A 24,977-nucleotide genomic window follows, 5' to 3' on the forward strand; every position below is an offset into this window, starting at 1 on the left:
GTGATTAGTATATTCGACATGTTCAAGGTGGGGATCGGCCCCTCATCTTCCCACACTGTAGGGCCGATGAAGGCCGGTAAACAGTTCGTCGATGACCTGGTCGAAAAGGGATTGCTTAATACAGTGACGCGCGTGGCGGTTGACGTCTACGGCTCACTGTCATTAACCGGCAAAGGCCACCATACGGATATCGCTATTATTATGGGACTGGCGGGCAATCAGCCCGATACGGTCGATATTGACGCGATACCGGCATTTATTCGCGACGTTGAAACGCGCGGACGCCTGCTGCTGGCGCAGGGGCAGCATGAGGTCGATTTCCCGCAGAATGACGGCATGCGTTTTCGTAGCGACAACCTGCCGCTGCATGAAAACGGGATGACCATTCATGCCTGGGCTGGCGAGAAAGAAATCTACAGCAAAACCTATTACTCCATCGGCGGCGGTTTTATCGTCGATGAAGAGCATTTCGGCAAAGAGAGCGCCAGCGAACTTTCCGTACCCTACCCGTTCAAATCCGCCCAGGAGATGCTGGGCTACTGCAAAGAGACCGGCATGTCGCTGTCCGGCATGGTAATGCAGAACGAGCTGGCTCTGCACAGCAAAAAAGAGATTGAAGACTATTTTGCTAATATCTGGCAGACCATGCGCGCCTGCATCGACCGCGGCATGAACACCGAAGGCGTACTGCCTGGCCCGCTGCGCGTGCCTCGTCGCGCCTCGGCGCTGCGGCGGATGCTGGTTGCCAGCGATAAGCTCTCCAGCGACCCGATGAACGTGGTGGACTGGGTCAATATGTTCGCGCTGGCGGTCAATGAAGAAAACGCCGCTGGTGGCCGCGTGGTCACGGCACCGACTAACGGCGCCTGCGGCATCGTGCCGGCGGTACTGGCTTACTATGACCACTTCATCGAGTCCGTCAGCCCGGATATCTATATTCGTTACTTCCTTGCATCTGGCGCTATCGGTACGTTGTATAAAATGAACGCGTCCATTTCCGGCGCTGAGGTCGGCTGCCAGGGCGAAGTCGGCGTGGCCTGCTCGATGGCCGCTGCAGGTCTGGCGGAAATCCTTGGCGCCAGCCCCGAGCAGGTCTGCGTGGCGGCGGAAATCGGCATGGAACACAACCTTGGTCTCACCTGCGATCCGGTGGCCGGCCAGGTGCAGGTACCGTGCATTGAACGTAACGCCATCGCTTCCGTCAAAGCCATCAACGCCAGTCGGATGGCCATGCGCCGCACCAGCGAACCGCGCGTGTCGCTGGATAAAGTCATTGAAACGATGTATGAGACCGGTAAGGACATGAACGCCAAATACCGGGAAACGTCGCGCGGCGGCCTGGCAATCAAAGTTCAGTGCGACTAATCATTGCTCAACAGAATGCGCCCACGGGCGCATTCTTCTTTTTCCTCTCGATATTATCTGCGCCCACTACACTTGCTCTATAACGGCTGTTACTCTCATTAACACTTTTAGCCGACAGGGCGTCGCGCATGCAGACTGCACAAAAAGTTATCACAACCTATCGCAGGAAACGCATTCTCGTTTGCTTGCTGGTCGCGCTACTTACGCTAACGACGACGTTAGTAATACGATTTATTTCGCAGCGTAGCCTAAATCAGCAGCGCGTCCAGATCAGCACCAATAAAATGGTGACCGCCATGGATAATATCCTGCGGCCTCTGGCGGCACAGCATGCCCCCCTGCTGCACCTGGTAAACCAGCCCTGTCAGGAAATTCATCTCACGTTACGTAAGCTGGCCGCGTCGCTACAGACGGTGCGATCCATCGCCCTGGTGCAGTCGAAACAGCTGTACTGCTCCAGTATTTTTGGCCAACGAAATATTCCGGTGCACCAGTTACAGCCCGCCTTGCCGACCAGTCACCCGCTGCTTACTTTCAGCTACGACTCCTCGTTGCTCAAGGGAACGCCGGTTCTCATCCAGTGGTATCCCGCTTCGCTTAGCGGTGACGACGGCGTGCTGCTGGTGATTAATATCGAGCTGCTGGGCGAGTTAATTTTCAATGCAAAATCGGCGTTAATTACCGGAATTGGCCTCAGCGTCGGTGAAAAAAGCTTTATTAGCGGCACCGGGCTGGTCGATCACGAAACGCTGCCAGGCGAGCAAATCATCTATCGCCAGCATTCGACGGAATTTCCTTTCACGATTAGCGTCAGCGGGCCGGGCGCCTCAGCGGTCGCCTTCAATGAGCTACCGGGCGAACTGCCGCTGGCGCTGATAATCAGCCTGTTGATGACCGGTATTGCATGGCTGGCGACCGCGGGAAGAATGAGCTTTTCCCGGGAAATTAACCTTGGTATCGCCGCCCATGAGTTCACGCTTTGGTGCCAGCCCCTGCAGGACTTACGCACCCGGCAATGCTGCGGCGTGGAGATTTTGCTGCGCTGGAATAACCCGCGCAGAGGCGCTATTTCGCCGGATGTCTTTATCCCTATCGCCGAAGGTTATAACCTGATACTGCCCCTGACCCGCTACGTTATTTCGCAAACGGCCCATAAATTAGCCCTCTTTCCGCAGGATAAACAGTTTCACATCAGCATTAACGTCGCCGCCCGCCATTTCGCGAATGGCGAACTGCTGCGCGATCTGCATCACTACTGGTTTAGCGCCCATCCGGTACAGCAGCTGGTGGTTGAGCTCACCGAACGCGACGTGCTCCAGGATGGCGATCACCATATGGCCGAACATCTCCATTTTAAGGGAGTAAAGCTGGCCATCGACGATTTCGGCACCGGCAACAGCTCTCTTTCCTGGCTGGAAAAACTGCGTCCTGATGTGTTGAAGATTGATAAGTCTTTCATCGGCGCGATTGGTGTCGATAGCGTCAACGCAACGGTGACCGACATGATCATCGCTCTCGCCCATCGTCTGAAGATAGTGATGGTGGCGGAAGGCGTCGAGACCCAGGAGCAGGAAGCCTATCTGCGCGACAACGGCGTCGATTTATTGCAGGGATATTATTATGCCCGACCTATGCCGGTAGAGGACTTTCCGCAGTGGCTGGCGGCGGAAAAGCGTCGGGAAATGCGGTAATAAACAGCCCGTCGGCATGAAACCGACGGGCACAAAGGTTACTCTTCTTCGTCGTTATACTGGCGCTGCTTGACGACGCGTACCAGATCGACGCGATAGTCGTTGGCTTCCACGATGGTGAACTGCAAGGGCAGCAGTTCCAGCACGTCGCCAGGACGAGGAATATGACCGTTGACGGCAATGACCAGCCCGGCAACCGTCGCAATATCTTCGTCCTCATCGACCAGATCGTCGACGCCTACCGCCTGCTGCAAGGCATGCACATCGGTTGAACCTTTCACCAGCCAGCCGTCGCCATCAATGATAATTTCCGGCGTTTCGTCGGCGTCCGGGAACTCACCGGCAATCGCTTCCAGTACGTCCAGCGGCGTCACCAGACCCTGCACCACGCCAAACTCGTTGGTGACGATGACAAAGCTACCCCGAGCCCGGCGCAGGACGCCCAGCAGGTTAATCGGGTCGAGGGTTTCCGGGACCACGATCGCCGGCGAAGCCGACGCCAGTGCGGCAACGTTTTCACCGGCTTCCAGCGCCACCAGCATCTCTTTCGCCCGCACGATACCAATGATTTCATCCAACTCGCCGCGACATACCGGGAACAGGCTGTGCGGCGAAGAGAGCAGCTGACGGCGAATTTCTTCTTCACTTTGCTCGGCGTTCACCCAGCTTATTTCCCCACGCGGGGTCATAATGCTGCGCAACGAACGCTGGGCCAGGGTCAGCACGCCGTTAATCATATAGCGTTCTTCTTCCGCAAACGCACCTTCCGGTACCGGCACCACCGAGGCGTTATCGCTATCGTGTGCCGCAGCGCTCTGTTTGCGGCCGCCCATCAGACGCAGAATCGCATCGGCGGTACGCGCGCGCAGAGGCAGCGTCGACTGGTGGCGAATAAAGTTACGACGCGCAATCTGGTTAAAGAACTCGATGGTAATCGAGAAGCCAATCGCGGCGTACAGGTAGCCCTTCGGTATATGGAAACCAAAACCTTCCGCGACCAGGCTCAGACCGATCATCAGCAGGAAGCTCAGGCAGAGCACCACCACTGTCGGATGCTGGTTGACGAAATTAGTCAACGGTTTCGAGGCCAGCAGCATCACCGCCATCGCAATCACCACCGCCGCCATCATCACCGGCAGATGGTTAACCATCCCGACCGCGGTAATCACGGCATCCAGCGAGAACACGGCGTCCAGTACCACGATTTGCAGTACGACCACCCAGAAGCTGGCATAACCTTTACCATGACCGGAGTCATGCTGGCGGTTCTCCAGCCGTTCATGAAGTTCGGTGGTCGCCTTAAACAGCAGGAATATCCCGCCGAGCAGCATGATCAGGTCGCGTCCGGAAAACGAGAAATCGGCAACGCTGAAAAGCGGTTTAGTGAGCGTCACCATCCACGAAATGACCGACAGCAGACCCAGGCGCATAAACAGCGCCAGCGAAAGGCCGATCAGGCGCGCCTTATCCCGCTGCTTTGGCGGCAGCTTGTCGGCAAGGATGGCGATAAATACCAGGTTGTCGATACCCAATACGATTTCAAGGACGACAAGCGTCAGCAAACCGGCCCAAATAGAGGGATCCATTAAGAATTCCATGAGCAGCTCCAGTTAACGACAGGCGTAGTCATCGCTGTGTCATGCACAGACGAGACACTTGTTGCTGGTGAAAAAACGTAGCAGGTGATGGCGGCAGACGAATGCCGGAAGGTGAAAAGGCGTCGGTGACGATCCATATAGCGGGCTATGCCCTATACTCCTGAGTGATTAAACGGAACGTAAACATAGCAAAATATAGAGCAATATTGGAAAAAATTTACCTGTCTTTGCAATAGCTAAGACTATTTTTTGCGCTGCAAAATAATTACCAACCGATGCAAAATTAGCGGAGCTTCATCACATTAATTATTTTTTCACTGTCTAAAATAATTCGCTGTAGTAATTACTTTATATCTTACACCCTTACTGAATCGATTTTGTTCGCAAGAGTGATTCAGGATGTATCACAACAGATGATGCATTCACGATTATAAAGGAGGTAGCAAGTGACGATTGCTATTGTAATAGGCACACATGGTTGGGCTGCAGAACAGCTGTTAAAAACGGCAGAAATGCTGCTGGGCGAACAGGAAAACGTTGGTTGGATCGATTTCGTTCCTGGCGAAAACGCAGAAACGTTGATCGAGAAGTACAACGCTCAGTTGGCAAAGCTGGATACAGCAAAAGGCGTGTTATTTCTCGTCGATACATGGGGAGGCAGTCCGTTTAACGCTGCCAGCCGCATTGTCGTCGATAAAGAACATTATGAAGTCATCGCGGGCGTTAATATTCCGATGCTGGTCGAAACGCTGATGGCGCGCGACGATAACCCGTCGTTCGATGAGCTGGTTGCCCTGGCGGTGGAAACCGGTCGCGAAGGCGTGAAGGCCCTGAAAGCGAAGCCGGTGGAAAAGGCCGCCCCTGCTCCGGTTCAGGCTGCTGCACCGAAAGCGGCTGCGCCGCTGAAACCAATGGGTCCAAACGACTACATGGTTATCGGGCTTGCGCGTATCGATGACCGTTTAATCCACGGTCAGGTCGCCACCCGCTGGACTAAAGAAACCAACGTTTCCCGCATTATCGTCGTCAGCGACGAAGTTGCGGCGGATACGGTACGTAAAACGCTGCTGACTCAGGTTGCTCCTCCGGGCGTTACCGCCCACGTTGTAGACGTCGCGAAAATGATCCGCGTCTATAACAACCCCAAATACGCAGGCGAGCGCATTATGCTGCTGTTCACTAACCCAACGGACGTTGAGCGCGTGGTTGAAGGCGGCGTGAAAATCACCAGCGTCAACATCGGCGGTATGGCTTTCCGTCAGGGCAAAACGCAGGTGAACAACGCCATTTCGGTCGATGAAAAAGATATCGAAGCGTTCAAAAAGCTGAACGCCCGCGGTATCGAACTGGAAGCCCGCAAAGTTTCCACCGACCAGAAACTGAAAATGATGGATCTGATCGCCAAGGTGAAATAAGTCACCCCGCAGATCGCAACGCAATTTTCAACTTAAGACTTAATCAACAGGAGAAGTGCAATGGAGATTACCTTTCTTCAGATTGTGCTGGTGTTCATCGTCGCGTGTATTGCGGGTATGGAGTCGGTACTTGATGAATTTCAGTTCCACCGTCCTCTGGTGGCCTGTACGCTGATTGGCGCCGTTCTCGGGGATATGAAAACCGGTATTATTATCGGTGGTACCCTGGAAATGATCGCCCTGGGCTGGATGAACATCGGTGCGGCCGTTGCGCCGGATGCCGCCCTTGCATCTATTATCTCTACCGTTCTGGTTATCGCCGGCCATCAAAGCATCGGTGCCGGTATCGCGCTGGCCATCCCGCTGGCTGCGGCAGGCCAGGTTCTGACCATTATCGTTCGTACCATCACCGTTGCCTTCCAGCACGCGGCGGATAAGGCCGCGGAGAACGGAAACCTGACGGCCATATCCTGGCTACACGTTTCCTCTCTGTTCCTGCAGGCCATGCGTATCGCTATTCCGGCGGTTATCGTGGCGATTTCCGTGGGCACCAGCGAAGTGCAGGGCATGCTGAACGCCATTCCAGAAGTGGTCACCGGCGGTCTGAACATCGCGGGCGGCATGATCGTGGTTGTCGGTTATGCGATGGTCATCAACATGATGCGCGCAGGCTACCTGATGCCGTTCTTCTATCTGGGCTTTGTTACCGCCGCGTTCACCGATTTCAACCTGGTCGCTCTGGGTGTCATTGGTACCGTGATGGCGGTGCTCTACATCCAGCTGAGCCCGAAATATAACCGCGTAGCGGGTGCGCCTGTGCAGGCTGCTGGTAATAACGATCTCGACAACGAACTGGACTAACAGGTGAGCGAAATGGTTGATATGACTAAAAATACCACCGAGAAAAAACTGACTCAGAGTGATATTCGTGGCGTGTTCATTCGTTCTAACCTGTTCCAGGGTTCATGGAACTTCGAACGTATGCAGGCGCTGGGCTTCTGCTTCTCCATGGTACCGGCTATTCGTCGCCTGTATCCGGAGAACAACGATGCGCGTAAACAGGCGATTAAACGTCACCTTGAGTTCTTTAACACCCATCCGTACGTTGCAGCGCCGGTTCTTGGCGTTACGCTGGCGATGGAAGAGCAGCGTGCTAACGGCGCAGAGATTGACGATGGTGCTATTAACGGTATCAAAGTTGGCCTGATGGGCCCGCTGGCTGGCGTAGGCGACCCAATCTTCTGGGGTACCGTTCGTCCGGTATTCGCCGCACTCGGCGCCGGTATCGCGATGAGCGGCAGCCTGCTCGGGCCTCTGCTGTTCTTTATCCTGTTTAACGCGGTGCGTCTGCTGACCCGTTATTACGGCGTAGCGTACGGTTACCGTAAAGGTATCGACATCGTTAAAGATATGGGCGGCGGCTTCCTGCAGAAACTGACCGAGGGGGCGTCTATTCTCGGCCTGTTTGTCATGGGGGCGCTGGTTAACAAATGGACGCACGTCAACATTCCGCTGGTGGTCTCCACCATCACCGGTCAGGATGGCCAGACGCGCGTGACCACCGTGCAAACTATCCTTGACCAGCTGATGCCGGGACTGGTGCCGCTGCTGCTGACCTTCGCCTGTATGTGGCTGCTGCGTAAGAAAGTTAACGCCCTGTGGATCATCGTTGGCTTCTTCGTCATCGGTATTGCAGGCTACGCAGTCGGCCTGCTGGGCCAGTAATCAATACGTTGTGCGCCGGGGGCTTGCCCCCGGCTTTTTTATTTGGAGGATGGATGACAATCACGGACCTGGTGTTAATCCTGTTTATTCTTGTACTGTTCGCGTTTGCGGTTTACGACCAGTTCATCATGCCGCGCCGCAATGGCCCCGTTTTGCTGGCAATCCCCCTGCTCCGCCGCAATCGCGTCGATGGCATTATCTTCGTCGGTCTTATTGCCATTCTGATTTATAACAACATCGCTAATCATGGCGAACTTATCACCACCTGGTTATTATCTGCCCTGGCCTTAATGGGGTTATATCTTTTCTGGATCCGTTCGCCCAAAATCATCTTCAAAAAGCAGGGCTTTTTTTTCGCCAATATCTGGATTGAATATAAGCGTATTACAGAGATGAATTTATCAGAAGACGGGGTGCTGGTGATGAAATTAGAACAACGTCGCCTGCTGATCCGCGTACGAAATATCGACGACCTGGAAAAGATATACAAATTTCTCGTTTCCAATCAATGAGTTAACAATATAGCTTACGCTATATTTAATCATTTCCCGGCAGCTGAAACATAGCCATAGCTATATTTCAGCCGCTTAACTCAACGATATTTATTAACGAATCATTCACCTCTAAATTCAAATGAAAATCGTTATCATTTGGTTATTAAAATAACGCGATTCTGTTATTGTTTTATATTCTAAAATTATGTTAAGGTTGCGCCCGTCGTTGGGGAGTAGCCAATTTTCTGCCTGTCGGAAAATGTACGTGTCAACATACTCGTTGCAAAACGTGGCACGTGCGGGTTGAAGAAGAACGTCTTCAACCAGGCGAGACCATAGACGCATCGCTGCTGTACGCGGCGCCTCATCTTCAGGATGGGCTGCGTATTTTTACTGGGGGCGGCGATGTGTCATATGGATTATCCCCGGTCAGGACGCTCTCATGAATGTATCCGCTACAATTCTTCTTGCCTTCGGCATGTCCATGGACGCCTTCGCGGCCTCTATTGGTAAAGGCGCGACTCTCCATAAACCTAAATTTTCCGAAGCTCTGCGCACCGGTCTCATCTTTGGCGCTATCGAAACGCTCACTCCGCTGTTCGGGTGGGGAATGGGGATGCTCGCCAGCCAGTTCGTGCTCGAGTGGAACCACTGGATAGCCTTTATATTGCTGGTATTTCTCGGCGGCCGAATGGTTATCGAAGGGGTTCGCGGCGGCGATGGCGAGGAGTGTGAAGCTCCGCGCCGTCACGGTTTCTGGCTGCTGGTCACCACCGCTTTCGCCACCAGCCTTGACGCTATGGCCGTCGGCGTTGGCCTGGCGTTTTTGCAGGTCAACATTATCGCCACCGCGCTGGCTATCGGCTGCGCGACGCTGATAATGTCAACGCTGGGCATTATGGTAGGACGTTTTATCGGCCCGCTGCTCGGCAAACGGGCGGAAATCCTCGGCGGTATCGTGCTGATCGGCATCGGCGCCCAAATACTCTGGAGCCATTTTGCCGGCTAACCCTCAGCGTCGCGCTGCCAGCAGTGAATCATGAAATCGGTCTGGCAGCTGAATAGCGCCTGCTGGCGCAGCGTTTCCCGAACCGGCGGTTTTGCCCGCCACGCAAACGGCGTCATTTGCAGTAAAGCTTCCGCCTCGCTGCCTTTGAGGCGCATCGGATAGGCCAGCTGCTGCTGATGACGTAGCGTGAAACCCTCAAGCGCTTCCGTGTTTTGCTCGTGCAAACGCACTTCGTCGTAGATCAACCCTTTTAGTTCCATCAGGTGACGAGGTCCCGGCGTCGCGGTGATGACCCAGCCGCCGGTACGGACAACGCGCGCCAGTTCAAGCGCGTTACAGGGGGCATAAATACGCACTATCGCATCCAGGCTTGCATCCTCAAACGGTAATCGCTGGCTGGAGGCGACGCAAAAGCTGACCTGCGGATAGCGCTTTGCCGCCGCGCGAATCGCCGATTTCGACACGTCCAGTCCCCAACAGCGGCCGGCGATAGCGGCGAAGGCATGAGTGTAGTAGCCTTCCCCACAGCCTATATCCAGTAAATCCGTTGGCGCGAAGGTGTGCAGATAAGCGCTGACCGCCTCACGAAGCGGCTGGTAATGACCCGCATCGAGAAACTCTCGCCGCGCCTGCATCATTTCGGCGCTGTCGCCCGGATCGCGGGAGCGCTTAAACTGTACCGGCAGCAAATTGACGTACCCTTCCTTCGCCAGATCGAACTGATGCCGCTGCGGGCAGATAAAGCTATTATCGCGGCGCGCAAGCGGCGCGTGGCAAAGAGGGCAACTGTAAGACATGGCAACTCCGGTGTGCTGAAAGGGCGAAAGTGTAGCGCTATTCGCCCTTCCAGGCCACCGTTACAGCGCAGGCGGCAGAACGCCGTCGTGATGCATGACGATCAGGTTTTCCGAGCCCTCCGGCATTCCATCGGGCATGACGTTTTCCAGGCGCAGCACATCGCCCATAATTTGACTGAATACCGGCGCCGACACCGCTCCGCCGTAATATGAACCGTTGCTGGGGTCGTTCATCACCACCACCAGGGCGAATTTCGGATTGCTGGCCGGCGCGACGCCTGCGGTATAGGCAACGTATTTGTCGATATATTTCCCGTCAGGGCCGATTTTCTTGGCGGTACCGGTTTTTACCGCTACCCGATAGTCGCGCACCGCCGCTTTGGTCCCCCCGCCGCCCGGCAAGGCAACGCTCTCCATCATATGCTCGACTTCATGCACTATCTGCTCCGGCATCACTCGGGTCCCCATGACCGGCGGATCGATACGCGTGATCGATAGCGGACGTTCAATACCGTAGCTGCCGATGGTAGCGTATACGTGCGCCAGCTGCAGCGGCGTGACCATCAGACCATAGCCGAAGGCGAAGGTCGCCCGGTCGAGCTGTCCCCAATAGCGGCGCTGCGGCATCAGCCCGGCGCTTTCACCGGTTAATCCCAGGCCGGTAGAATCGCCGAAACCGAACGCTTTATAGGTATCGATGAGATGCTGAATGGGCATCGCCAGCGACAGATGTGAAACGCCGGTATCGCTGGATTTTTGCAGGATGCCGGTGAGGGTTAATTCTGGATAGTAACCCACGTCGCGAATGCGATGGCCGTCGAGGATAAACGGATGGGTATCCACCACGCTATCCGGCTGAACAATGCCTTGCTGGAGGGCAGTCATCAGCACCAGCGGTTTAACCGTCGACCCCGGCTCGAAAGTATCGCTAATCGCGCGATTGCGGAAATCATCCAGCTTTGCATCATCGCGATTGTTAGGGTTGAAATCAGGGTAGCTGGCCATCGACAGAATTTCCCCGGTATCAATTTTAATTAATACCGCCGCCCCCGATTCCGCTTTGTTCCAGCGCACGGCGTTATCCAACGCGTCTTCGGTCACCGTTTGTAGACGCTCGTCGATACTGAGCTGCAAATTATGGGCCGGGACTGCCGGAACTTCCGTGATATTTTCGATGACGTTGCCGTGACGATCTTTGCGCACCAGCCGACGCCCGGGTTGACCGGTCAGCTGAGCATTAAAGCTTTTCTCGACTCCCTCGATCCCCTGATTATCGATGTTGGTAAAGCCCAGCAGGTTAGCGGCAACGTGTCCAGCGGGATAAAAGCGACGCGACTCATCGCGCAGATTGATACCCGGCAGGCGCAGCTTGTCGATCCACTCTGCCTGCTCAGGATTTATCTGGCGCGCGAGATAGAGAAAGCGCGCGTGAGGATGCGCCTGCACGCGATGAGCCAGCTCGCTAAGGTTGAGATGTAAAGCTTGCGCCATGGCCTGCCAGCGCGGGCCATATCCGACGCCGCCTTTTGCGAGCGTTGTTTGCGGATCGATCCAGATGGCGCTCACCGGAACGCTAACCGCCAGCGGGCGGCCCTCGCGATCGCTAATCATGCCGCGCTGCACGTCGATAGGCTCTTCGCGCAAGGAGCGCATATCTTCTTGTTTCACCAAATTGTCAGGAGAGACAATTTGCAGCCAGCCTACCCGGACCAGCAGCAGCCCCATACAGCAAAGAATGGCCACGCATAGCAACCCGAACCGCAAAGGGGTAAAGTTGGCGGCTGACTTAAGTTTGTTCTTTTGCACCTTAGCTCCATCATTATTTTGCAACCACCTGATTTAACAGATATATACAAAACAGATTGCTAAACAGTGCTAATAAGGATGTTGTTTTGCAACAAAGCGCAACGGTGGGAGGATAATTGACATGATTTGCAATAAAACCTAAAAAGCCCCGCGGTCGCGAGGCTTTCTTACAAGATTCAGTGGTCTTGAATCAGATAGCAGTTACGTTAACTGCAGCTGGACCTTTCTGGCCGTCCTGAATTTCGAACTCAACGTTCTGGCCTTCAGCCAGAGTTTTGAAGCCGTTACCCTGAATAGCGGAGAAGTGTACGAACACATCTTTGCTGCCATCAGCCGGAGTAATGAAGCCAAAACCTTTAGACTCGTTGAACCACTTAACTTGACCTTTAATCTTTGCCATTTGCAAAATTCCTTAGACTGTTTTCTTCGCCCGTGGGCACTTACATAGATAAAACTGACACATGACTGCATGAGGCACTAATATAAGGTTCGGCAGAGAAGCGGTATTCAACGACAACGTGTTTACTCAGGACTTCTTTACTGAAAATGCCACACATAAACAGAACTGTACCTCGTTTAACCCGAAACGTGTTATCACATACTACGTTAATAATGGCAAGCCATTTTTAGATGGGTCTCGATCGCTCGCACAAATTATAAGGGAATCATTTGATCACCTGCACATTTATGCGACTTTGCTCCCTCTGCCTTATCCTTTCCGCCCCGCGTCTGTGCCGTAGAGACTGGCTCCGGAAAGAGAGTTTATCCGCCATTCTTCAACAACTTCGGCGTACCCCGCCCCGCTCAAAGCTAAACTGCCAATTTTAGGGGGCAACAAAAAGTATTGCATAAAGATGCATTTAAAAGCTCATATCGATAGCTGAAAAATTGCTTTGCAGGACCATTGCATAATATCGAAGCGCGTAAATGGAATAACTTAAAATATTGTCTATACTGCACGGCAATAATGAAGACCTGATGACAGTCAGGCCGTTTCTGTCCTTTTATTTGATTAATTAAACAAACTAATTAAAGAGGCGCGATTAACGCACAGCGTCCGCTTGCCGGCACGCCGGATAACCGTCAGCAGAAGATTTATTGATAAGGATAGGTTATAGACCGGGGTGAGATACAGGCGCACACCCTACGATGCACGCCTGACAATCAGATTAGCGCTCTGCGACCAGACGAATGAAGTCGTCGTCGCCTTTCCCCTTCTCGGCTATGGAAGGTTCTGCTGCACTCTCCTTCTCAGGCTCATTGGCCTCGCAGAGACGGCGCAGCAGCGCGTTTTGCCGCTTTTGCTGATCCAGAAGCGCCTGCAGTAGCGCGATCTGCTCATTTGCGCGCGAACTGGCGCGATTAACAAAAAACCATAATAACAGGCCGACAAGCAACAGCACGACAGACAGCGCCACGGATGCCAGGCTTACAATCCCGGGATTTAGTAACTCACTCATTTCACCACCTCAAAGAGAAGGCGTTCATTCTACCACCCGCGCGGCAGAAGAAAATCAGTCATATAAAAAATGTCTTACCAGGGAATAAACTTATTGATAGTGCAGATGCCGCTGAAGAACTGTACATCCTGATCGCACATTACGTTAAGCATCTGAGTCCATAGCAGTAAACATCCTGCAATAACGACTATCAGCAAAACCCACCGTAATTTTTTCACTCCACACTCCGCATCAGTATCAAATGTCGCCAGGATAACATGACCATCTTAAACCGCGGCTAACTGTAATACGAAAGGCAAGTTTAGGAATCATAGACTTGTTTCAACTCGTGTGCATGACAGAATAGACGCAGGGATAATACAAATATTGAGGCAACAATGCGATTGATCATTCGTACCATTGTGGTGCTGGCTATCTTATGGATTGGCGTATTATTAAGCGGCTACGGCGTGTTAATAGGCAGCAGTGAGAATGCCGGTGGGTTAGGATTGCAGTGCAAATATCTCACCGCTCGCGGCATCAGCACCGCACAATATGTTCACTCCAGCAGCGGTATTATCGGCATTACCGATTGCCCTGTTCTGCGAAAAAGCGTCACGGTAGTGGATAACGGCTAGTCATGGTTCGGGCTACAGCAACGGTAGCCCGAATAGGATAGTGAATCAGAACGGATAATCGTTGTAGCCCATCTGCTCAGAAATTTTACGCGCCGCCGTGTGCAGCATCGCAACATACTCGTTCAGGCGCTCTTCGGAGAAACGTAGCGTCGGGAAAGAGATACTCAGGCCGGCGATAACCACGCCGAAGCGGTCGAAAACCGGCACCCCGATGCAGCGCAGCCCTTCTTCCTGTTCTTCGTTATCTTCGCCGTAGCCCTGCTCGCGGACCTTATCCAGAACCGCCAGCAGCTCTTCGGTGCTGGTGATGGTCCGGTCGGTACTGCGTTTGTACTCAACGCCTTCCAGAATCTGCTCAACTTCCGCGCGATCGCGCCATGCCAGCAGCACCTTACCGATCGCGGTGCTGTACAGCGGGTTACGGCGTCCGATGCGCGAATACATGCGCAAATTGTACATTGAGTCGATTTTATGGATGTAAACAATGCTGTCTTCATCCAGGGCGCCCAGGTGGACGGTCTCTTTCGTCAGGCGTGATAGCTCGCGCATCTGAATGTCGGCGCTGCGCACCAGATCGACGTTCTGCAAAGCCCGCGCGCCGAGTTCGAAGAGTTTCAGGGTTAAAGAATACTTCTCAGATTCCCCTTCCTGCGCTACGTACCCCAGCGATTTCATGGTCTGCAAAAAGCGATAAACGGTGCTTTTTGACATCATGACGCGCTGGGACAGTTCGGTAATGCCAATTTCACGCTCTTCGCCAAGCGCCTGCAGGATGCCAAAAACCTTCAATACCGAAGAGACAGAATCTGGCTGTTTATCCAAATCTGCAACTGCCATTTATCACCTCATCGCAACTGTTTTATAAAAATTAGAACCGGTTTTTATTATAAATTCGCATCCCGTTACCCGCAATCGTTCTTCTGCCCATTCGTTACAAATCTGCGACATGCCGCTGAATATTCAATGCTAAAATCATTATCCAGTTAATAGTTCCCGATAAGACATACACTTTATATGGATAAAAACCTCCCCGATGGGCTGCCAGCACCGCAGCGTTACGGCGCCATCCTGACCATTGTATTAGGCCTGACGATGGCCGTGCTGGACGGCGCTATCGCCAACGTAGCGCTTCCGACGATCGCCAGCGATTTAAACGCGTCACCGGCATCCTCAATCTGGATAGTAAACGCCTATCAAATTGCCATTGTTATTGCGCTTCTGCCGCTCTCTTTCCTCGGCGATATGGTCGGCTATCGGCGCATTTATAAAATCGGCCTGGTCGTATTCACCTTCACCTCTTTAGCCTGCGCGCTCTCCCGCAGCCTGGAAATGTTGACGCTGGCGCGCGTTGCGCAGGGTCTTGGCGGCGCGGCGCTAATGAGCGTTAATACCGCGCTGATTCGCCTGATTTATCCCCGCCGCTTTCTCGGCCGCGGAATGGGGATCAACTCTTTTGTTGTCGCCGTCTCATCCGCTGCGGGCCCGACCATTGCCGCCGCTATCCTGTCGATGGCTTCATGGCAATGGCTGTTTCTCATTAACGTTCCGCTGGGCGTTATCTCACTGGTTCTCGCGATGCGCTACCTGCCCGCCAATGTCGGCGGGAGCAAGGTCACCCGCTTCGATCTGCCCAGCGCCATCATGAATGCTCTCACTTTCGGCTTATTAATTACCGCTCTCGGCGGGTTCGCACAGGGCCAATCCGGCGAGCTGGTGCTGGCGGAGGTTATTGCGATGCTGGTCGTTGGATTCTTTTTTGTCCGCCGTCAGCTCAGAATGCCGGTTCCCCTGCTACCCGTCGATCTGCTGCGCATTCCGATTTTTTCCCTGTCCATCTGCACCTCGATATGCTCCTTCTGCGCCCAGATGCTGGCCATGGTTTCGCTACCATTCTTCCTGCAGTCGATGCTTGGACGCAGCGAGGTGGAAACCGGTCTGCTCCTGACGCCGTGGCCGCTGGCAACCATGGTAATGGCGCCGCTGGCAGGCTATTTGATAGAGAAATTTCACGCCGGTCTGCTGGGGGCGATTGGTCTGCTGGTAATGGCCTGCGGCCTGTTCGGTCTGGCGATGCTCCCCTCCACACCCACGGATCTGGATATTATCTGGCGAATGGCGCTCTGCGGCGCGGGCTTTGGCCTGTTCCAGTCACCCAACAACCATACGATCGTCTCTTCAGCGCCGGCTCATCGCAGCGGCGGAGCAAGCGGCATGTTGGGTACCGCCCGTCTGCTTGGACAGAGTACAGGCGCCGCGCTGGTGGCGCTGCTGTTTAACCTGCTGGGCAATAGCGGAACTCATACCGCACTTCTGCTGGCCGGGATCCTTGCCGTCGTCGCCGCCGCCGTCAGCGGGCTACGCGTCACGCAGCCGCGCGCCAGGCTGTAAGCAAAGAATCGACATAAAAAAATCCGCAGCCCGAAGGTTTCGGATTTTTGTTTTCAGGGCCGGGAGCGGCGATTACTTCAGATATTCGCCGCTGCGCAGGGCTTCAATGCGCTTATCCAGAGGCGGGTGAGTCATAAACAGCTCGCTCATGGATTTCGCTTTACCGTTAATGCAGAATGCCATCATGCTGCTGGCCTCCTGCGGCTCATAGCTGGTTTTCAGACGCTGCAGCGCAGCGATCATTTTCTCACGCCCCACCAGTTTCGCTGAGCCAGCGTCCGCATGGAATTCGCGGTAGCGGGAGAACCACATGGTGATGATGCTGGCCAGAATACCAAACACCAGCTCCAGCACCGTAGCAACCGCAAAGTAGATCAGCGGGTTGCCGTTGCTGCTTTCACCTTCATCGCGGTTGCCGCCGAGGAAGCCCGCCGCAATCTGCGCGATAACGCGCGAGATAAAGATAACGAAGGTGTTCACCACCCCCTGAATCAGCGTCATGGTGACCATATCGCCGTTAGCGATGTGGCTAATCTCATGGGCGATAACCGCTTCCGCTTCATCACGGCTCATGTTCTGCAACAGCCCGGTGCTGACCGCAACCAGCGACGCATCGCGGCGCGCGCCGGTCGCGAAGGCGTTAATATCCGGCGCATGGTAGACCGCGACCTGCGGCATGGCAATTCCCGCCTGGCGCGCCTGCTGCGCGACGGTATTCATCAACCAGCGCTCGGTTTCGTTACGCGGCTGCTCAATGACTTCCCCACCCACCGATTTCAACGCCATCCATTTCGACATCAGCAGCGAAACGATTGAACCGCCGAAGCCAAACAACAGCGCCATGATCAGCAGCCCGGTCATGCTGCTTGACTGAATTCCCGTCAGGCTTAGCACCAGCCCGAACACCACCATCACTGCCAGGTTGGTCAGCAGGAAAAGCGCGATTCGCATCATAATTTTCTTTTTACCTCGATTTAACAAAACGCACTATGCGATTACCCACATGGTATGGGTAGAACGCTAATTTTCAACCATCAGCCCCCGCTAAGTCACGAGAAAGACACAACTTTACATTTTGTAGCATATTGCTGACGCTGGGCAAAAGCGTTGACATTTTGTTGAAATCAGGCAATGAACGTTGGGAAAGAAGCGAAAGAAAACGGGCACAAATCATTGTGCCCGTTGGGGGGATTATTTACTGGCCGGGGGCTCTACCGCTGGCCGATCCTTTTCCTCATGGGCCAGGTCGAGCGCAATATGAACCGTTTCATCAAGATACGGATCGGGCTCCTGGTAATCCTTCGGCAGATCTTCCAGCTTTTTCAGTAACGGCTTACCTTCGCGTTTCAGGCGATCGTTAACGCGGGCCAGACGAATCGCATCATCTTCTTCGTTCTCCTTTTCACGCTGCGCGTAGTTCAGGGAAACGATGTTGCGTTTGTCTTTCATCGCGTTATAACGAGCAATATCCTTCATGATGTACTGGAACTCAGGATCTTTGGCAATACGCGCATCGTGACGCTTCAGCAGTTCCGGTCCAAACGGCGTCAAATCGCCATATTTCACGAAGGTTGCCGCATTGACGCTATCCCACGGCAGCGCGTTGTCTTCATACTGCTCGCCGGTCTCACGCTCTTCGGTTCCGGTCGGCATCATGATATCCGGCGTTACACCCTTGCGCTGAGTACTACCGCCGTTGATGCGATAGAATTTCTGGATAGTGTACTGTACGGAACCCAGCGCCGGCCAGTCAGGACGCAGCATCTGATCGTAGATACGGTTCAGCGAACGATACTGCTGGACGGTCCCTTTACCGAAGGTCGGCTCTCCGACGATCAGCGCGCGGCCATAATCCTGCATCGCAGCGGCGAAAATTTCGGAAGCCGAGGCGCTGAAACGATCGACCAGGACGACCAGCGGACCTTTGTAGTACACCACGCCATCGGTATCGCTGTCTTCACGGACTTTACCGTTATTATCGCGAACCTGGACAACCGGGCCGGAGGGGATAAACAGGCCAGAAAGCGAAACCGCTTCGGTCAGCGCCCCGCCGCCGTTGCTGCGCAGATCGATGACGATACTGCTAACGTTTTGTTTCTCCAGCTTTTGCAGCTGAACTTTAACGTCATCCGTCAGGCCAACATAGAAGCCAGGAATATCCAGCACGCCAACTTTTTCTTTGCCAACGGTTTTGACTGACATCTTAACCGCACGGTCTTCCAGACGAATGCGTTCACGCGTGAGGGTCACAATACGCGTTTTCGCGCCTTTACCCGCCGGGAGAATCTCCAGGCGAACCTTGCTGCCCTTGGGACCTTTAATCAGCGCGACGACATCATCAAGACGCCAGCCGATCACATCGACCATGCCTTTACCAGGCTGGCCGACGCCAACGATGCGATCGCCCACGCTGATGGCTTTACTCTTCGCCGCCGGACCGCCCGCAACCAGAGAATTGATCACCGTGTAGTCGTCGTCCATCTGCAGCACCGCGCCGATACCTTCCAGAGACAGGCTCATTTCAGTATTGAACTGCTCGGTGTTGCGCGGTGAGAGATAGTTTGTATGCGGGTCGATTTCACGCGCAAAGGCGGTCATCGCCAGTGAGAACACGTCTTCGCTATTGGTTTGCGCCAGACGGCGGATAGCAAACTTGTAGCGGCGGGTTAAGGTTTCGCGAATCTCTTTATCATCTTTGCCAGCCAGCTTCAGGCTTAGCTGGTCAAACTTCACCTTGGCATCCCACAGCGCGTTCAGCTCGGCTTCATCTTTCGGCCAGGGCGACTTGCTACGGTCAAGGTTGAAATTATCGTGGCCGGTAAAATCCATCGGCCGTTCCAGCACTTTCAGCGCATATTGATAGCGCTCAAAGCGACGCTTCTGCGCCAGGTTATACAGGTCGTAAAATACGTCCAGCTTCCCACTGCGCAGTTCATCGCCGATTTGATTCTTTTTCGCGGCAAACTGGTTGACGTCGCTGGCTAACAGCACGTTATGGCTGTAGTCCAGCAGGTTCAGATAGCGATCGAAAATTTTCGCCGAAAAGGCATTGTCGAGATCGAACTGGCGGTAGTGAGAGCGGGTAAAGCGCGATGTTACGCGCTCGCTCACCGTCGCGTGCTGCGGCTCTTCTTTCAGCACGGGGATTTGATCGACCCGGGTTATATCGTCCACGGCGAACGACTGGCCTGCTATTACCAGCAGGCCCGCCAACGCGGTGAGCTTAAAGAATTTGTTCATGCCTGGCCCGGCCTCCGTTTCAGAACACCAGGTGTTCTGCGCGTACAATCATTGACATACCAGAAGTCAGCTGTACACGAACGCCATCTTTGGTGATTTCCAGGACGGTGGCGTCCATTGCATTATTGCCTGCTTTCACCTTCAGTGCCTGGCCAACGGTCAATACAGACACATCTGATACAGGGGTATGACGCTCTTCGCGCGGCGCTTTGGCTGCTGCTGCCGGGCGTGGTTTACGCTGCTCAGCGCCTTCTTTGCGACGAGCCTGAGGCTGAGGACGCGGTTTACGCTCGCGACGTGCTCCCTCTTCCGGCTGGCCTGCTGCGGCAGCGGCTTCACGTTTTTTGGCCTGCTGCGCTTCGCGCTGCGCCTGAACGCGGGCTTTTGCTTCTTCAAGCTGCTGGCGGGCATGAGCGACATGCTGCTCTTCCAGTTCGCCGCACGGGTTGCCGTCAAGGTCAACGCGGACAGCGCCTGGCTTAACGCCGTACAGATAGCGCCAGCTCGAAGTATAAAGACGCAAAGCAGCGCGAAGTTGGGTTTTGCTGAGATTCATCTCTCCGCCAACGCGCTCAACGAGATCCTGAAAAATACCGACTTTCAGGGGGCGAGCTTCGCCTTCAGCGCTAAAGCACTGAGGGAAACGTTCGGCCAGAAACGCAATGACTTCTTTACTGCTATTCAACTTAGGTTGATTTTCCATGAAATTTCCTGATTACAACGGACGTAGCCAACAAGCCGCAGGCATGAACAGGCGTCATTATAATGACGTCCTCGGTAAATGCTACGTTATCCGTTGATTATCCTGCGACGCGGGTGAATATTTTTTGATAATCCGTGGCAGAAATGAGTTTTTCCAGATGCGAGACCAGTTCTGCCAGACCCCGCTCGTCTTCAACGGTGAAGCGGGAATGCGCCGTGCTATCGATGTCCAGGACGCCGATGGTTTGATTGTTCACCCGTAGCGGGAAGACAATTTCCGAATTGCTGGCGGCATCGCAGGCGATGTGGCCATCAAAGGCGTGAACATCCTCGACCCGCTGCACGCGATTCTGCGCGACGGCAGTCCCACATACGCCGCGTCCTACCGGAATACGCACGCAGGCCAGCTTGCCCTGGAACGGCCCGAGGATGAGAGTATCGCCTTCCAGCAGATAGAAACCGGCCCAGTTCACTTCCGCCAGTCGTTCAAATAACAGCGCGCTGGTATTTGAGATCATCGCCAGGAAGCTGGTTTCGCCTGCCATTAACGCCTGAAAATCGCGGTTTAAATCCGCGTAGAATTCTGATTTGTTCATTATATGATCGCTTAGTTGTCTTACTGCCTTACACTTACAGCCTAATAAAATAAGCTTTAAATGCATTCATGCTCAAGATGAATTCATTCCTGAGTTAAGATAGAGAGATATATTCATTTCTGTAAGTTATAAATGCCACTAAAAACACCCAGGATTACGCCAGCAAAAAAGATGATCGTCTACTCGGTCAGCGCCCCTGTTGCGCACGCTCACTATCAGCGCTGCCCGCAGTGCGACCTGCTGTTTAGTTTACCGGTCCTCAAAAAGAATCAAAGCGCCTGGTGCCCTCGCTGCAACGCCAAAGTGCGCGATGGCCGCGACTGGTCGCTTACCCGGCTGGGCAGCATGGCGATCGCTATGCTGCTGCTGATGCCTTTTGCGTGGAGCGAACCGCTGCTACGTTTGCATCTGCTGGGCGTGCGTATCGACGCTAACGTCCTTCAGGGCATCTGGCAAATGACCGGCCAGGGCGATCCGCTCACGGCGGCGATGGTGCTCTTTTGCGCGGTCGTCGCGCCGGTGCTGCTGGTGGTGTCAATCGCCTACCTGTGGTTGGGCAACGTGCTGGGCATGAATCTGCGACCGATACTGCTGATGCTGGAGCGGCTCAAGGAGTGGGTAATGCTGGATATTTACCTGGTTGGCATCGGCGTCGCCTCCATTAAAGTGCAGGATTACGCCTTCCTGCAGCCGGGTATCGGGCTTGTCGCCTATGTTTCCCTCACGCTGCTCAGTATCCTGACGCTTATCCATATGAACGTTGAAGAGCTCTGGGAGCGTTTTTATCCCCAGCGCCCGGCGCTGCGCCCGGATGAAAATCTTCAGGTCTGTCTGGGCTGCCATTATACCGGACATCGCGATGCGCGCGGGCGCTGCCGCCGCTGCCACACGCCTTTGCGCCATCGACGCCGGCAAAGCCTGCAAAAGAGCTGGGCTGCGCTGATTGCATCACTGGTTTTCCTGCTTCCTGCCAACCTGCTGCCGATCTCGATCATCTACGTCAACGGCGCGCGTCAGGAAGACACCATCCTTTCCGGCATTATGTCGCTGGCCAGCAGCAACGTCGCCATCGCCGGGGTGGTGTTCATCGCCAGTATTCTGGTCCCATTCACCAAAGTTATTGTATTGTTTACCCTGCTGGTCAGCATACAATTCAAGTGTGAACAGGGGCTACGTACCCGCATCCTGCTGCTGCGGCTGATTACCTGGATCGGCCGCTGGTCTATGTTGGATCTTTTTGTCATCGCATTAACCATGTCGCTGATCAACCGCGATCAGCTCCTCGCGTTTACGATGGGGCCCGCCGCGGTCTATTTTGGCGCCGCGGTAATTTTAACTATCCTTGCTGTTGAATGGCTGGACAGCCGCTTACTTTGGGACGCACATGAGTCAGGAAACGCCCGCTTCGCCGACTGAAGCCAAGATTAAAACTAAACGCCGCATTTCACCGTTCTGGCTGCTGCCGGTCATCGCGCTGCTGATTGCCGGTTGGCTGATTTGGACCAGCTATCAGGATCGCGGTACGACGATCGTCATCGACTTCCAGTCGGCCAACGGCATCGTTCCGGGACGGACGCCTATCCGCTATCAGGGGGTAGAAGTCGGTACGGTCGAGAATATCTCGCTAAGCAAAGATCTGAGTAAAATCGAGGTTTCTGCCAGCGTCAAAGGCGATATGAAAGATGCGCTGCGCAAGGAGACCCAGTTCTGGCTGGTGACGCCGAAAGCCTCGCTTGCCGGCGTGTCCGGCCTGGATGCGCTGGTTGGCGGCAACTATATCGGCATGATGCCAGGTCAGGGCGAGCCCGAGGATCACTTTGTCGCCCTCGATACCCAGCCGAAGTACCACATTAATAACGGCGAGCTGATGATCCATCTCAAGTCAGCGGATTTAGGCTCGTTAACCAGCGGCTCGCTGGTCTACTTCCGTAAGATTCCGGTCGGCCGGGTGTATGACTACGCCATTAATCCGAACAATCAGGGCGTCACGATTGATGTACTGATCGAGCGGCGTTTCACCAATCTTGTGAAAAAAGAGAGCCGCTTCTGGAACGTATCCGGCGTAAAGGCGGACGTCAGCCTGAGCGGAGCTAAAGTTCAGCTGGACAGCCTCTCCGCGCTGGTGAACGGCGCTATCGCCTTTGATTCCCCCGATGATTCTCCGCAGGCTCAGCAGAATACCGATTATCACTTATACGAAGACCTGGCGCACAGCCAGCGCGGAGTGGTGGTTAAACTGGACCTTCCGGACGGCGCAGGGTTAAAAGCGGGCTCTACACCGCTGATGTATCAGGGTCTGGAGGTCGGCCAGCTCAGTAAACTAAATCTCGATGCTGACGGGAAAGTCACCGGCGAAATGACCGTCGATCCCAGCGTCGTCAGCTTGCTGCGCGAGAAGACGCTGATTCAGATGAAGAAGCCGAAAATCTCGCTGGATAATCCCAGCGTCAGCGCCCTGCTGACCGGTACCACCTTTGAGCTGGTCCCCGGCGAGGGTGAACCGCGCAACCAGTTTGCGGTGCTGCCAGCCGATAAATCCATCCTGGAAGAGCCGGATGTCGCAACCGTCACGCTCACCGCGCCAGAAAGCTACGGTATTGATGCCGGGCAGCCGCTGATCCTGCACGGCGTTCAGATTGGCCAGGTTCTGGAGCGCAAGCTAAACGCCGACGGCGTCACTTTCCAGGTCGCAGTCATGCCCGAGTACCGTTCACTGGTGCGCGGCGACAGCAAATTCGTGGTCAACAGCCGTATCGACGTCAAAGTCGGTATTGATGGCGTGGAGTTCCTCGGCGCCAGCGCCAGCGAATGGGTCAACGGCGGGATCCGCATTATTCCGGGCGACAAAGGGGCGATGCAAAGCCGCTATCCGCTGTACGCCAACCAGGAAAAAGCGCTGGAAAACAGCATGAGCGATCTGCCGACCACCACTCTCACGCTCTCAGCTGAGACGCTGCCGGACGTCCAGGCAGGATCCGTGGTGCTGTATCGTAAATTCGCAGTCGGGGAAATCATCACCGTTCAGCCGCGCAAGAACGCTTTTGAGATCAACATCCATATCAAACCGGAATATCGCCATCTGCTCACCAGCAACAGCGTGTTCTGGGCCGAAGGCGGCGCGAAAGTGCAGCTTAACGGCAGCGGCCTGACGGTTCAGGCCTCCCCGCTCTCCCGCGCGCTGAAAGGCGCGATAAGCTTTGATAATCTGAGCGGCGCCAGCGCCAGCGCGCGTATCGATAATAAACGCGTGCTGTATGCGTCGGAAACCGCCGCCCGCGCGGTGGGTGGCCAGATAACCCTGCACGCCTTCGACGCCGGTAAAATCGCCGAAGGTATGCCGATTCGCTACCTGGGGATTGATATTGGGCAGATCCAATCGCTGAATTTAATTACCGCGAAAAACGAAGTGCAGGCGAAAGCGGTTCTCTATCCGGAATACGTCAACACCTTCGCCCGCGCCGGCACGCGTTTCTCGGTGATTACTCCGCAGATTTCCGCAGCGGGCGTCGAGCATCTGGATACGCTCTTCCAGGCCTATATTAACGTGGAGCCGGGACGCGGTGCGCCGCGCCGTGATTTTGAAATTCAGGAAACCACGATTAGCGATTCACGTTATATCGACGGCCTGAGCATTATCGTCGAAGTACCCGAAGCCGGTTCGCTGGGTATCGGCACGCCGGTGCTGTTCCGCGGGCTTGAAGTCGGTACGGTTACCGGCCTGATGCTCGGTTCGATGTCGGATCGCGTCATGGTACAGCTGCGTATCAGTAAACGTTATCAGTATCTGGTGCGCAACAACTCGGTGTTCTGGCTGGCTTCCGGCTATAGCCTCGACTTTGGCCTGATCGGCGGCGTGGTGAAAACCGGTACCTTCAATCAGTTCATTCGCGGCGGCATCGCTTTTGCGACGCCTCCGGGTACGCCGCTGGCGCCGAAAGCGCAGGATGGTAAACACTTCCTGCTGCTGGAGAGTGAACCGAAAGAGTGGCGCGAATGGGGTACCGCCCTGCCGCGCTAAGCATAACAGGCTCCGGTGTCCGTCGCCGGAGCCTTTATGGTAAACTACGCCCCCTT

21 protein-coding genes and 2 pseudogenes are annotated in these 24,977 nt (G+C 54.6%); 11 read left to right on the plus strand and 12 right to left on the minus strand.

Annotation, left to right across the window (positions count from 1 at the left end; translation table 11 throughout):
- On the plus strand, nt 1–1,365 hold the full coding sequence (gene sdaA / locus ABLV11_RS03180) for an L-serine ammonia-lyase (protein ID WP_004103297.1): 1,365 nt from the start codon (nt 1–3) through the stop codon (nt 1,363–1,365).
- A gap of 128 nt (nt 1,366–1,493) precedes the next feature.
- Nucleotides 1,494–3,056 carry an EAL domain-containing protein gene (locus ABLV11_RS03185; protein WP_070556946.1) on the plus strand — a complete coding sequence of 521 codons (1,563 nt, stop codon included), beginning with the start codon at nt 1,494–1,496 and terminating at the stop codon, nt 3,054–3,056.
- Nucleotides 3,057–3,094: 38 nt separating this feature from the next.
- On the opposite strand, the gene yoaE is transcribed toward ABLV11_RS03185, so the two are convergent.
- Complete coding sequence (gene yoaE, locus ABLV11_RS03190; protein ID WP_017145648.1) at nt 3,095–4,654, minus strand: CNNM family cation transport protein YoaE; 1,560 nt, start codon at nt 4,652–4,654, stop codon at nt 3,095–3,097.
- Nucleotides 4,655–5,100: 446 nt separating this feature from the next.
- Here yoaE and manX point away from each other — a divergent pair, with 446 nt between their 5' ends.
- The 5 genes from manX (at nt 5,101) to mntP (ending at nt 9,297) form a co-directional block, all read left to right on the plus strand.
- A complete protein-coding gene (gene manX, locus ABLV11_RS03195; protein ID WP_004103303.1) occupies nt 5,101–6,069 on the plus strand; it encodes a PTS mannose transporter subunit IIAB in 969 nt (322 codons plus the stop codon).
- A gap of 60 nt (nt 6,070–6,129) precedes the next feature.
- On the plus strand, nt 6,130–6,930 hold the full coding sequence (manY, locus tag ABLV11_RS03200) for a PTS mannose transporter subunit IIC (RefSeq protein WP_004103305.1): 801 nt from the start codon (nt 6,130–6,132) through the stop codon (nt 6,928–6,930).
- Nucleotides 6,931–6,942: 12 nt separating this feature from the next.
- Nucleotides 6,943–7,794, plus strand: a complete 852-nt coding sequence (locus ABLV11_RS03205; RefSeq protein WP_004103307.1) for a PTS mannose transporter subunit IID — start codon at nt 6,943–6,945, stop codon at nt 7,792–7,794.
- A 53-nt stretch (nt 7,795–7,847) separates the two neighbouring features.
- On the plus strand, nt 7,848–8,306 hold the full coding sequence (locus ABLV11_RS03210; RefSeq protein WP_348855190.1) for a DUF986 family protein: 459 nt from the start codon (nt 7,848–7,850) through the stop codon (nt 8,304–8,306).
- Nucleotides 8,307–8,730: 424 nt separating this feature from the next.
- Nucleotides 8,731–9,297, plus strand: a complete 567-nt coding sequence (mntP, locus tag ABLV11_RS03215; RefSeq protein ID WP_024274395.1) for a manganese efflux pump MntP — start codon at nt 8,731–8,733, stop codon at nt 9,295–9,297.
- On the opposite strand, the gene rlmA is transcribed toward mntP, so the two are convergent.
- From rlmA to mgrB, 6 genes and pseudogenes are all read right to left on the minus strand, one after another.
- Complete coding sequence (rlmA, locus tag ABLV11_RS03220; RefSeq protein WP_024274396.1) at nt 9,294–10,094, minus strand: 23S rRNA (guanine(745)-N(1))-methyltransferase; 801 nt, start codon at nt 10,092–10,094, stop codon at nt 9,294–9,296. The two genes, mntP and rlmA, sit on opposite strands and share 4 nt — an antisense overlap.
- Nucleotides 10,095–10,154: 60 nt before the next feature.
- Nucleotides 10,155–11,900 (minus strand): peptidoglycan glycosyltransferase FtsI, encoded by a 1,746-nt coding sequence (ftsI, locus tag ABLV11_RS03225; RefSeq protein ID WP_004103311.1) that lies wholly within the window; start codon nt 11,898–11,900, stop codon nt 10,155–10,157.
- A gap of 190 nt (nt 11,901–12,090) precedes the next feature.
- Complete coding sequence (gene cspE / locus ABLV11_RS03230; protein WP_001062678.1) at nt 12,091–12,300, minus strand: transcription antiterminator/RNA stability regulator CspE; 210 nt, start codon at nt 12,298–12,300, stop codon at nt 12,091–12,093.
- Between the two features lie 12 nt (nt 12,301–12,312).
- Nucleotides 12,313–12,457, minus strand: a pseudogene (locus tag ABLV11_RS03235) (DUF2627 domain-containing protein).
- A gap of 612 nt (nt 12,458–13,069) precedes the next feature.
- The gene (locus tag ABLV11_RS03240) at nt 13,070–13,360 is read right to left on the minus strand and encodes a YebO family protein (protein WP_004103312.1); all 291 of its coding nucleotides are present in this window, start codon (nt 13,358–13,360) and stop codon (nt 13,070–13,072) included.
- Between the two features lie 74 nt (nt 13,361–13,434).
- Nucleotides 13,435–13,578 carry a PhoP/PhoQ regulator MgrB gene (gene mgrB, locus ABLV11_RS03245; protein WP_041146201.1) on the minus strand — a complete coding sequence of 48 codons (144 nt, stop codon included), beginning with the start codon at nt 13,576–13,578 and terminating at the stop codon, nt 13,435–13,437.
- Nucleotides 13,579–13,737: 159 nt separating this feature from the next.
- Here mgrB and ABLV11_RS03250 point away from each other — a divergent pair, with 159 nt between their 5' ends.
- Complete coding sequence (locus tag ABLV11_RS03250) at nt 13,738–13,977, plus strand: YobH family protein (protein WP_004103313.1); 240 nt, start codon at nt 13,738–13,740, stop codon at nt 13,975–13,977.
- Between the two features lie 45 nt (nt 13,978–14,022).
- On the opposite strand, the gene kdgR is transcribed toward ABLV11_RS03250, so the two are convergent.
- Entirely contained in the window at nt 14,023–14,814 is a 792-nt protein-coding gene (gene kdgR / locus ABLV11_RS03255; RefSeq protein ID WP_004103314.1) for a DNA-binding transcriptional regulator KdgR, read from the minus strand.
- Nucleotides 14,815–14,991: 177 nt separating this feature from the next.
- Between kdgR and ABLV11_RS03260 the strand changes: the two genes are divergently transcribed.
- A complete protein-coding gene (locus ABLV11_RS03260) occupies nt 14,992–16,365 on the plus strand; it encodes an MFS transporter (protein ID WP_004103315.1) in 1,374 nt (457 codons plus the stop codon).
- Nucleotides 16,366–16,437: 72 nt separating this feature from the next.
- On the opposite strand, the gene htpX is transcribed toward ABLV11_RS03260, so the two are convergent.
- From htpX to ABLV11_RS03280, 4 genes and pseudogenes are all read right to left on the minus strand, one after another.
- A complete protein-coding gene (htpX, locus tag ABLV11_RS03265) occupies nt 16,438–17,319 on the minus strand; it encodes a protease HtpX (protein WP_004113743.1) in 882 nt (293 codons plus the stop codon).
- A 237-nt stretch (nt 17,320–17,556) separates the two neighbouring features.
- Complete coding sequence (gene prc, locus ABLV11_RS03270; protein ID WP_004113745.1) at nt 17,557–19,605, minus strand: carboxy terminal-processing peptidase; 2,049 nt, start codon at nt 19,603–19,605, stop codon at nt 17,557–17,559.
- 19 nt (nt 19,606–19,624) lie between these two features.
- Complete coding sequence (gene proQ / locus ABLV11_RS03275) at nt 19,625–20,308, minus strand: RNA chaperone ProQ (RefSeq protein WP_004103320.1); 684 nt, start codon at nt 20,306–20,308, stop codon at nt 19,625–19,627.
- Nucleotides 20,309–20,389: 81 nt separating this feature from the next.
- Nucleotides 20,390–20,903, minus strand: a pseudogene (locus ABLV11_RS03280) (GAF domain-containing protein).
- A 132-nt stretch (nt 20,904–21,035) separates the two neighbouring features.
- Between ABLV11_RS03280 and yebS the strand changes: the two are divergent.
- On the plus strand, nt 21,036–22,319 hold the full coding sequence (yebS, locus tag ABLV11_RS03285) for a membrane integrity lipid transport subunit YebS (RefSeq protein WP_016808294.1): 1,284 nt from the start codon (nt 21,036–21,038) through the stop codon (nt 22,317–22,319).
- Entirely contained in the window at nt 22,288–24,921 is a 2,634-nt protein-coding gene (locus ABLV11_RS03290; RefSeq protein WP_004113750.1) for a PqiB family protein, read from the plus strand. Before yebS ends, ABLV11_RS03290 begins: the two co-directional genes overlap by 32 nt.
- Nucleotides 24,922–24,977 lie beyond the last annotated feature (56 nt).

The sequence above is a fragment of the Klebsiella sp. GW_Kp181 genome (assembly GCF_040062315.1).
GTDB lineage: Bacteria > Pseudomonadota > Gammaproteobacteria > Enterobacterales > Enterobacteriaceae > Klebsiella > Klebsiella oxytoca.

What these genes read in the sequence shown, in the direction of transcription:
- ABLV11_RS03185 (WP_070556946.1), top strand. Translation starts at nt 1,494, where the DNA reads ATGCAGACTGCACAAAAAGTTATCACAACCTATCGCAGGAAACGCATT.
- yoaE (WP_017145648.1), bottom strand. Translation starts at nt 4,654, where the DNA reads ATGGAATTCTTAATGGATCCCTCTATTTGGGCCGGTTTGCTGACGCTT.
- manY (WP_004103305.1), top strand. Translation starts at nt 6,130, where the DNA reads ATGGAGATTACCTTTCTTCAGATTGTGCTGGTGTTCATCGTCGCGTGT.
- ABLV11_RS03205 (WP_004103307.1), top strand. Translation starts at nt 6,943, where the DNA reads ATGGTTGATATGACTAAAAATACCACCGAGAAAAAACTGACTCAGAGT.
- ABLV11_RS03210 (WP_348855190.1), top strand. Translation starts at nt 7,848, where the DNA reads ATGACAATCACGGACCTGGTGTTAATCCTGTTTATTCTTGTACTGTTC.
- mntP (WP_024274395.1), top strand. Translation starts at nt 8,731, where the DNA reads ATGAATGTATCCGCTACAATTCTTCTTGCCTTCGGCATGTCCATGGAC.
- rlmA (WP_024274396.1), bottom strand. Translation starts at nt 10,094, where the DNA reads ATGTCTTACAGTTGCCCTCTTTGCCACGCGCCGCTTGCGCGCCGCGAT.
- cspE (WP_001062678.1), bottom strand. Translation starts at nt 12,300, where the DNA reads ATGGCAAAGATTAAAGGTCAAGTTAAGTGGTTCAACGAGTCTAAAGGT.
- ABLV11_RS03240 (WP_004103312.1), bottom strand. Translation starts at nt 13,360, where the DNA reads ATGAGTGAGTTACTAAATCCCGGGATTGTAAGCCTGGCATCCGTGGCG.
- ABLV11_RS03250 (WP_004103313.1), top strand. Translation starts at nt 13,738, where the DNA reads ATGCGATTGATCATTCGTACCATTGTGGTGCTGGCTATCTTATGGATT.
- kdgR (WP_004103314.1), bottom strand. Translation starts at nt 14,814, where the DNA reads ATGGCAGTTGCAGATTTGGATAAACAGCCAGATTCTGTCTCTTCGGTA.
- ABLV11_RS03260 (WP_004103315.1), top strand. Translation starts at nt 14,992, where the DNA reads ATGGATAAAAACCTCCCCGATGGGCTGCCAGCACCGCAGCGTTACGGC.
- htpX (WP_004113743.1), bottom strand. Translation starts at nt 17,319, where the DNA reads ATGATGCGAATCGCGCTTTTCCTGCTGACCAACCTGGCAGTGATGGTG.
- prc (WP_004113745.1), bottom strand. Translation starts at nt 19,605, where the DNA reads ATGAACAAATTCTTTAAGCTCACCGCGTTGGCGGGCCTGCTGGTAATA.
- proQ (WP_004103320.1), bottom strand. Translation starts at nt 20,308, where the DNA reads ATGGAAAATCAACCTAAGTTGAATAGCAGTAAAGAAGTCATTGCGTTT.
- yebS (WP_016808294.1), top strand. Translation starts at nt 21,036, where the DNA reads ATGCCACTAAAAACACCCAGGATTACGCCAGCAAAAAAGATGATCGTC.
- ABLV11_RS03290 (WP_004113750.1), top strand. Translation starts at nt 22,288, where the DNA reads ATGAGTCAGGAAACGCCCGCTTCGCCGACTGAAGCCAAGATTAAAACT.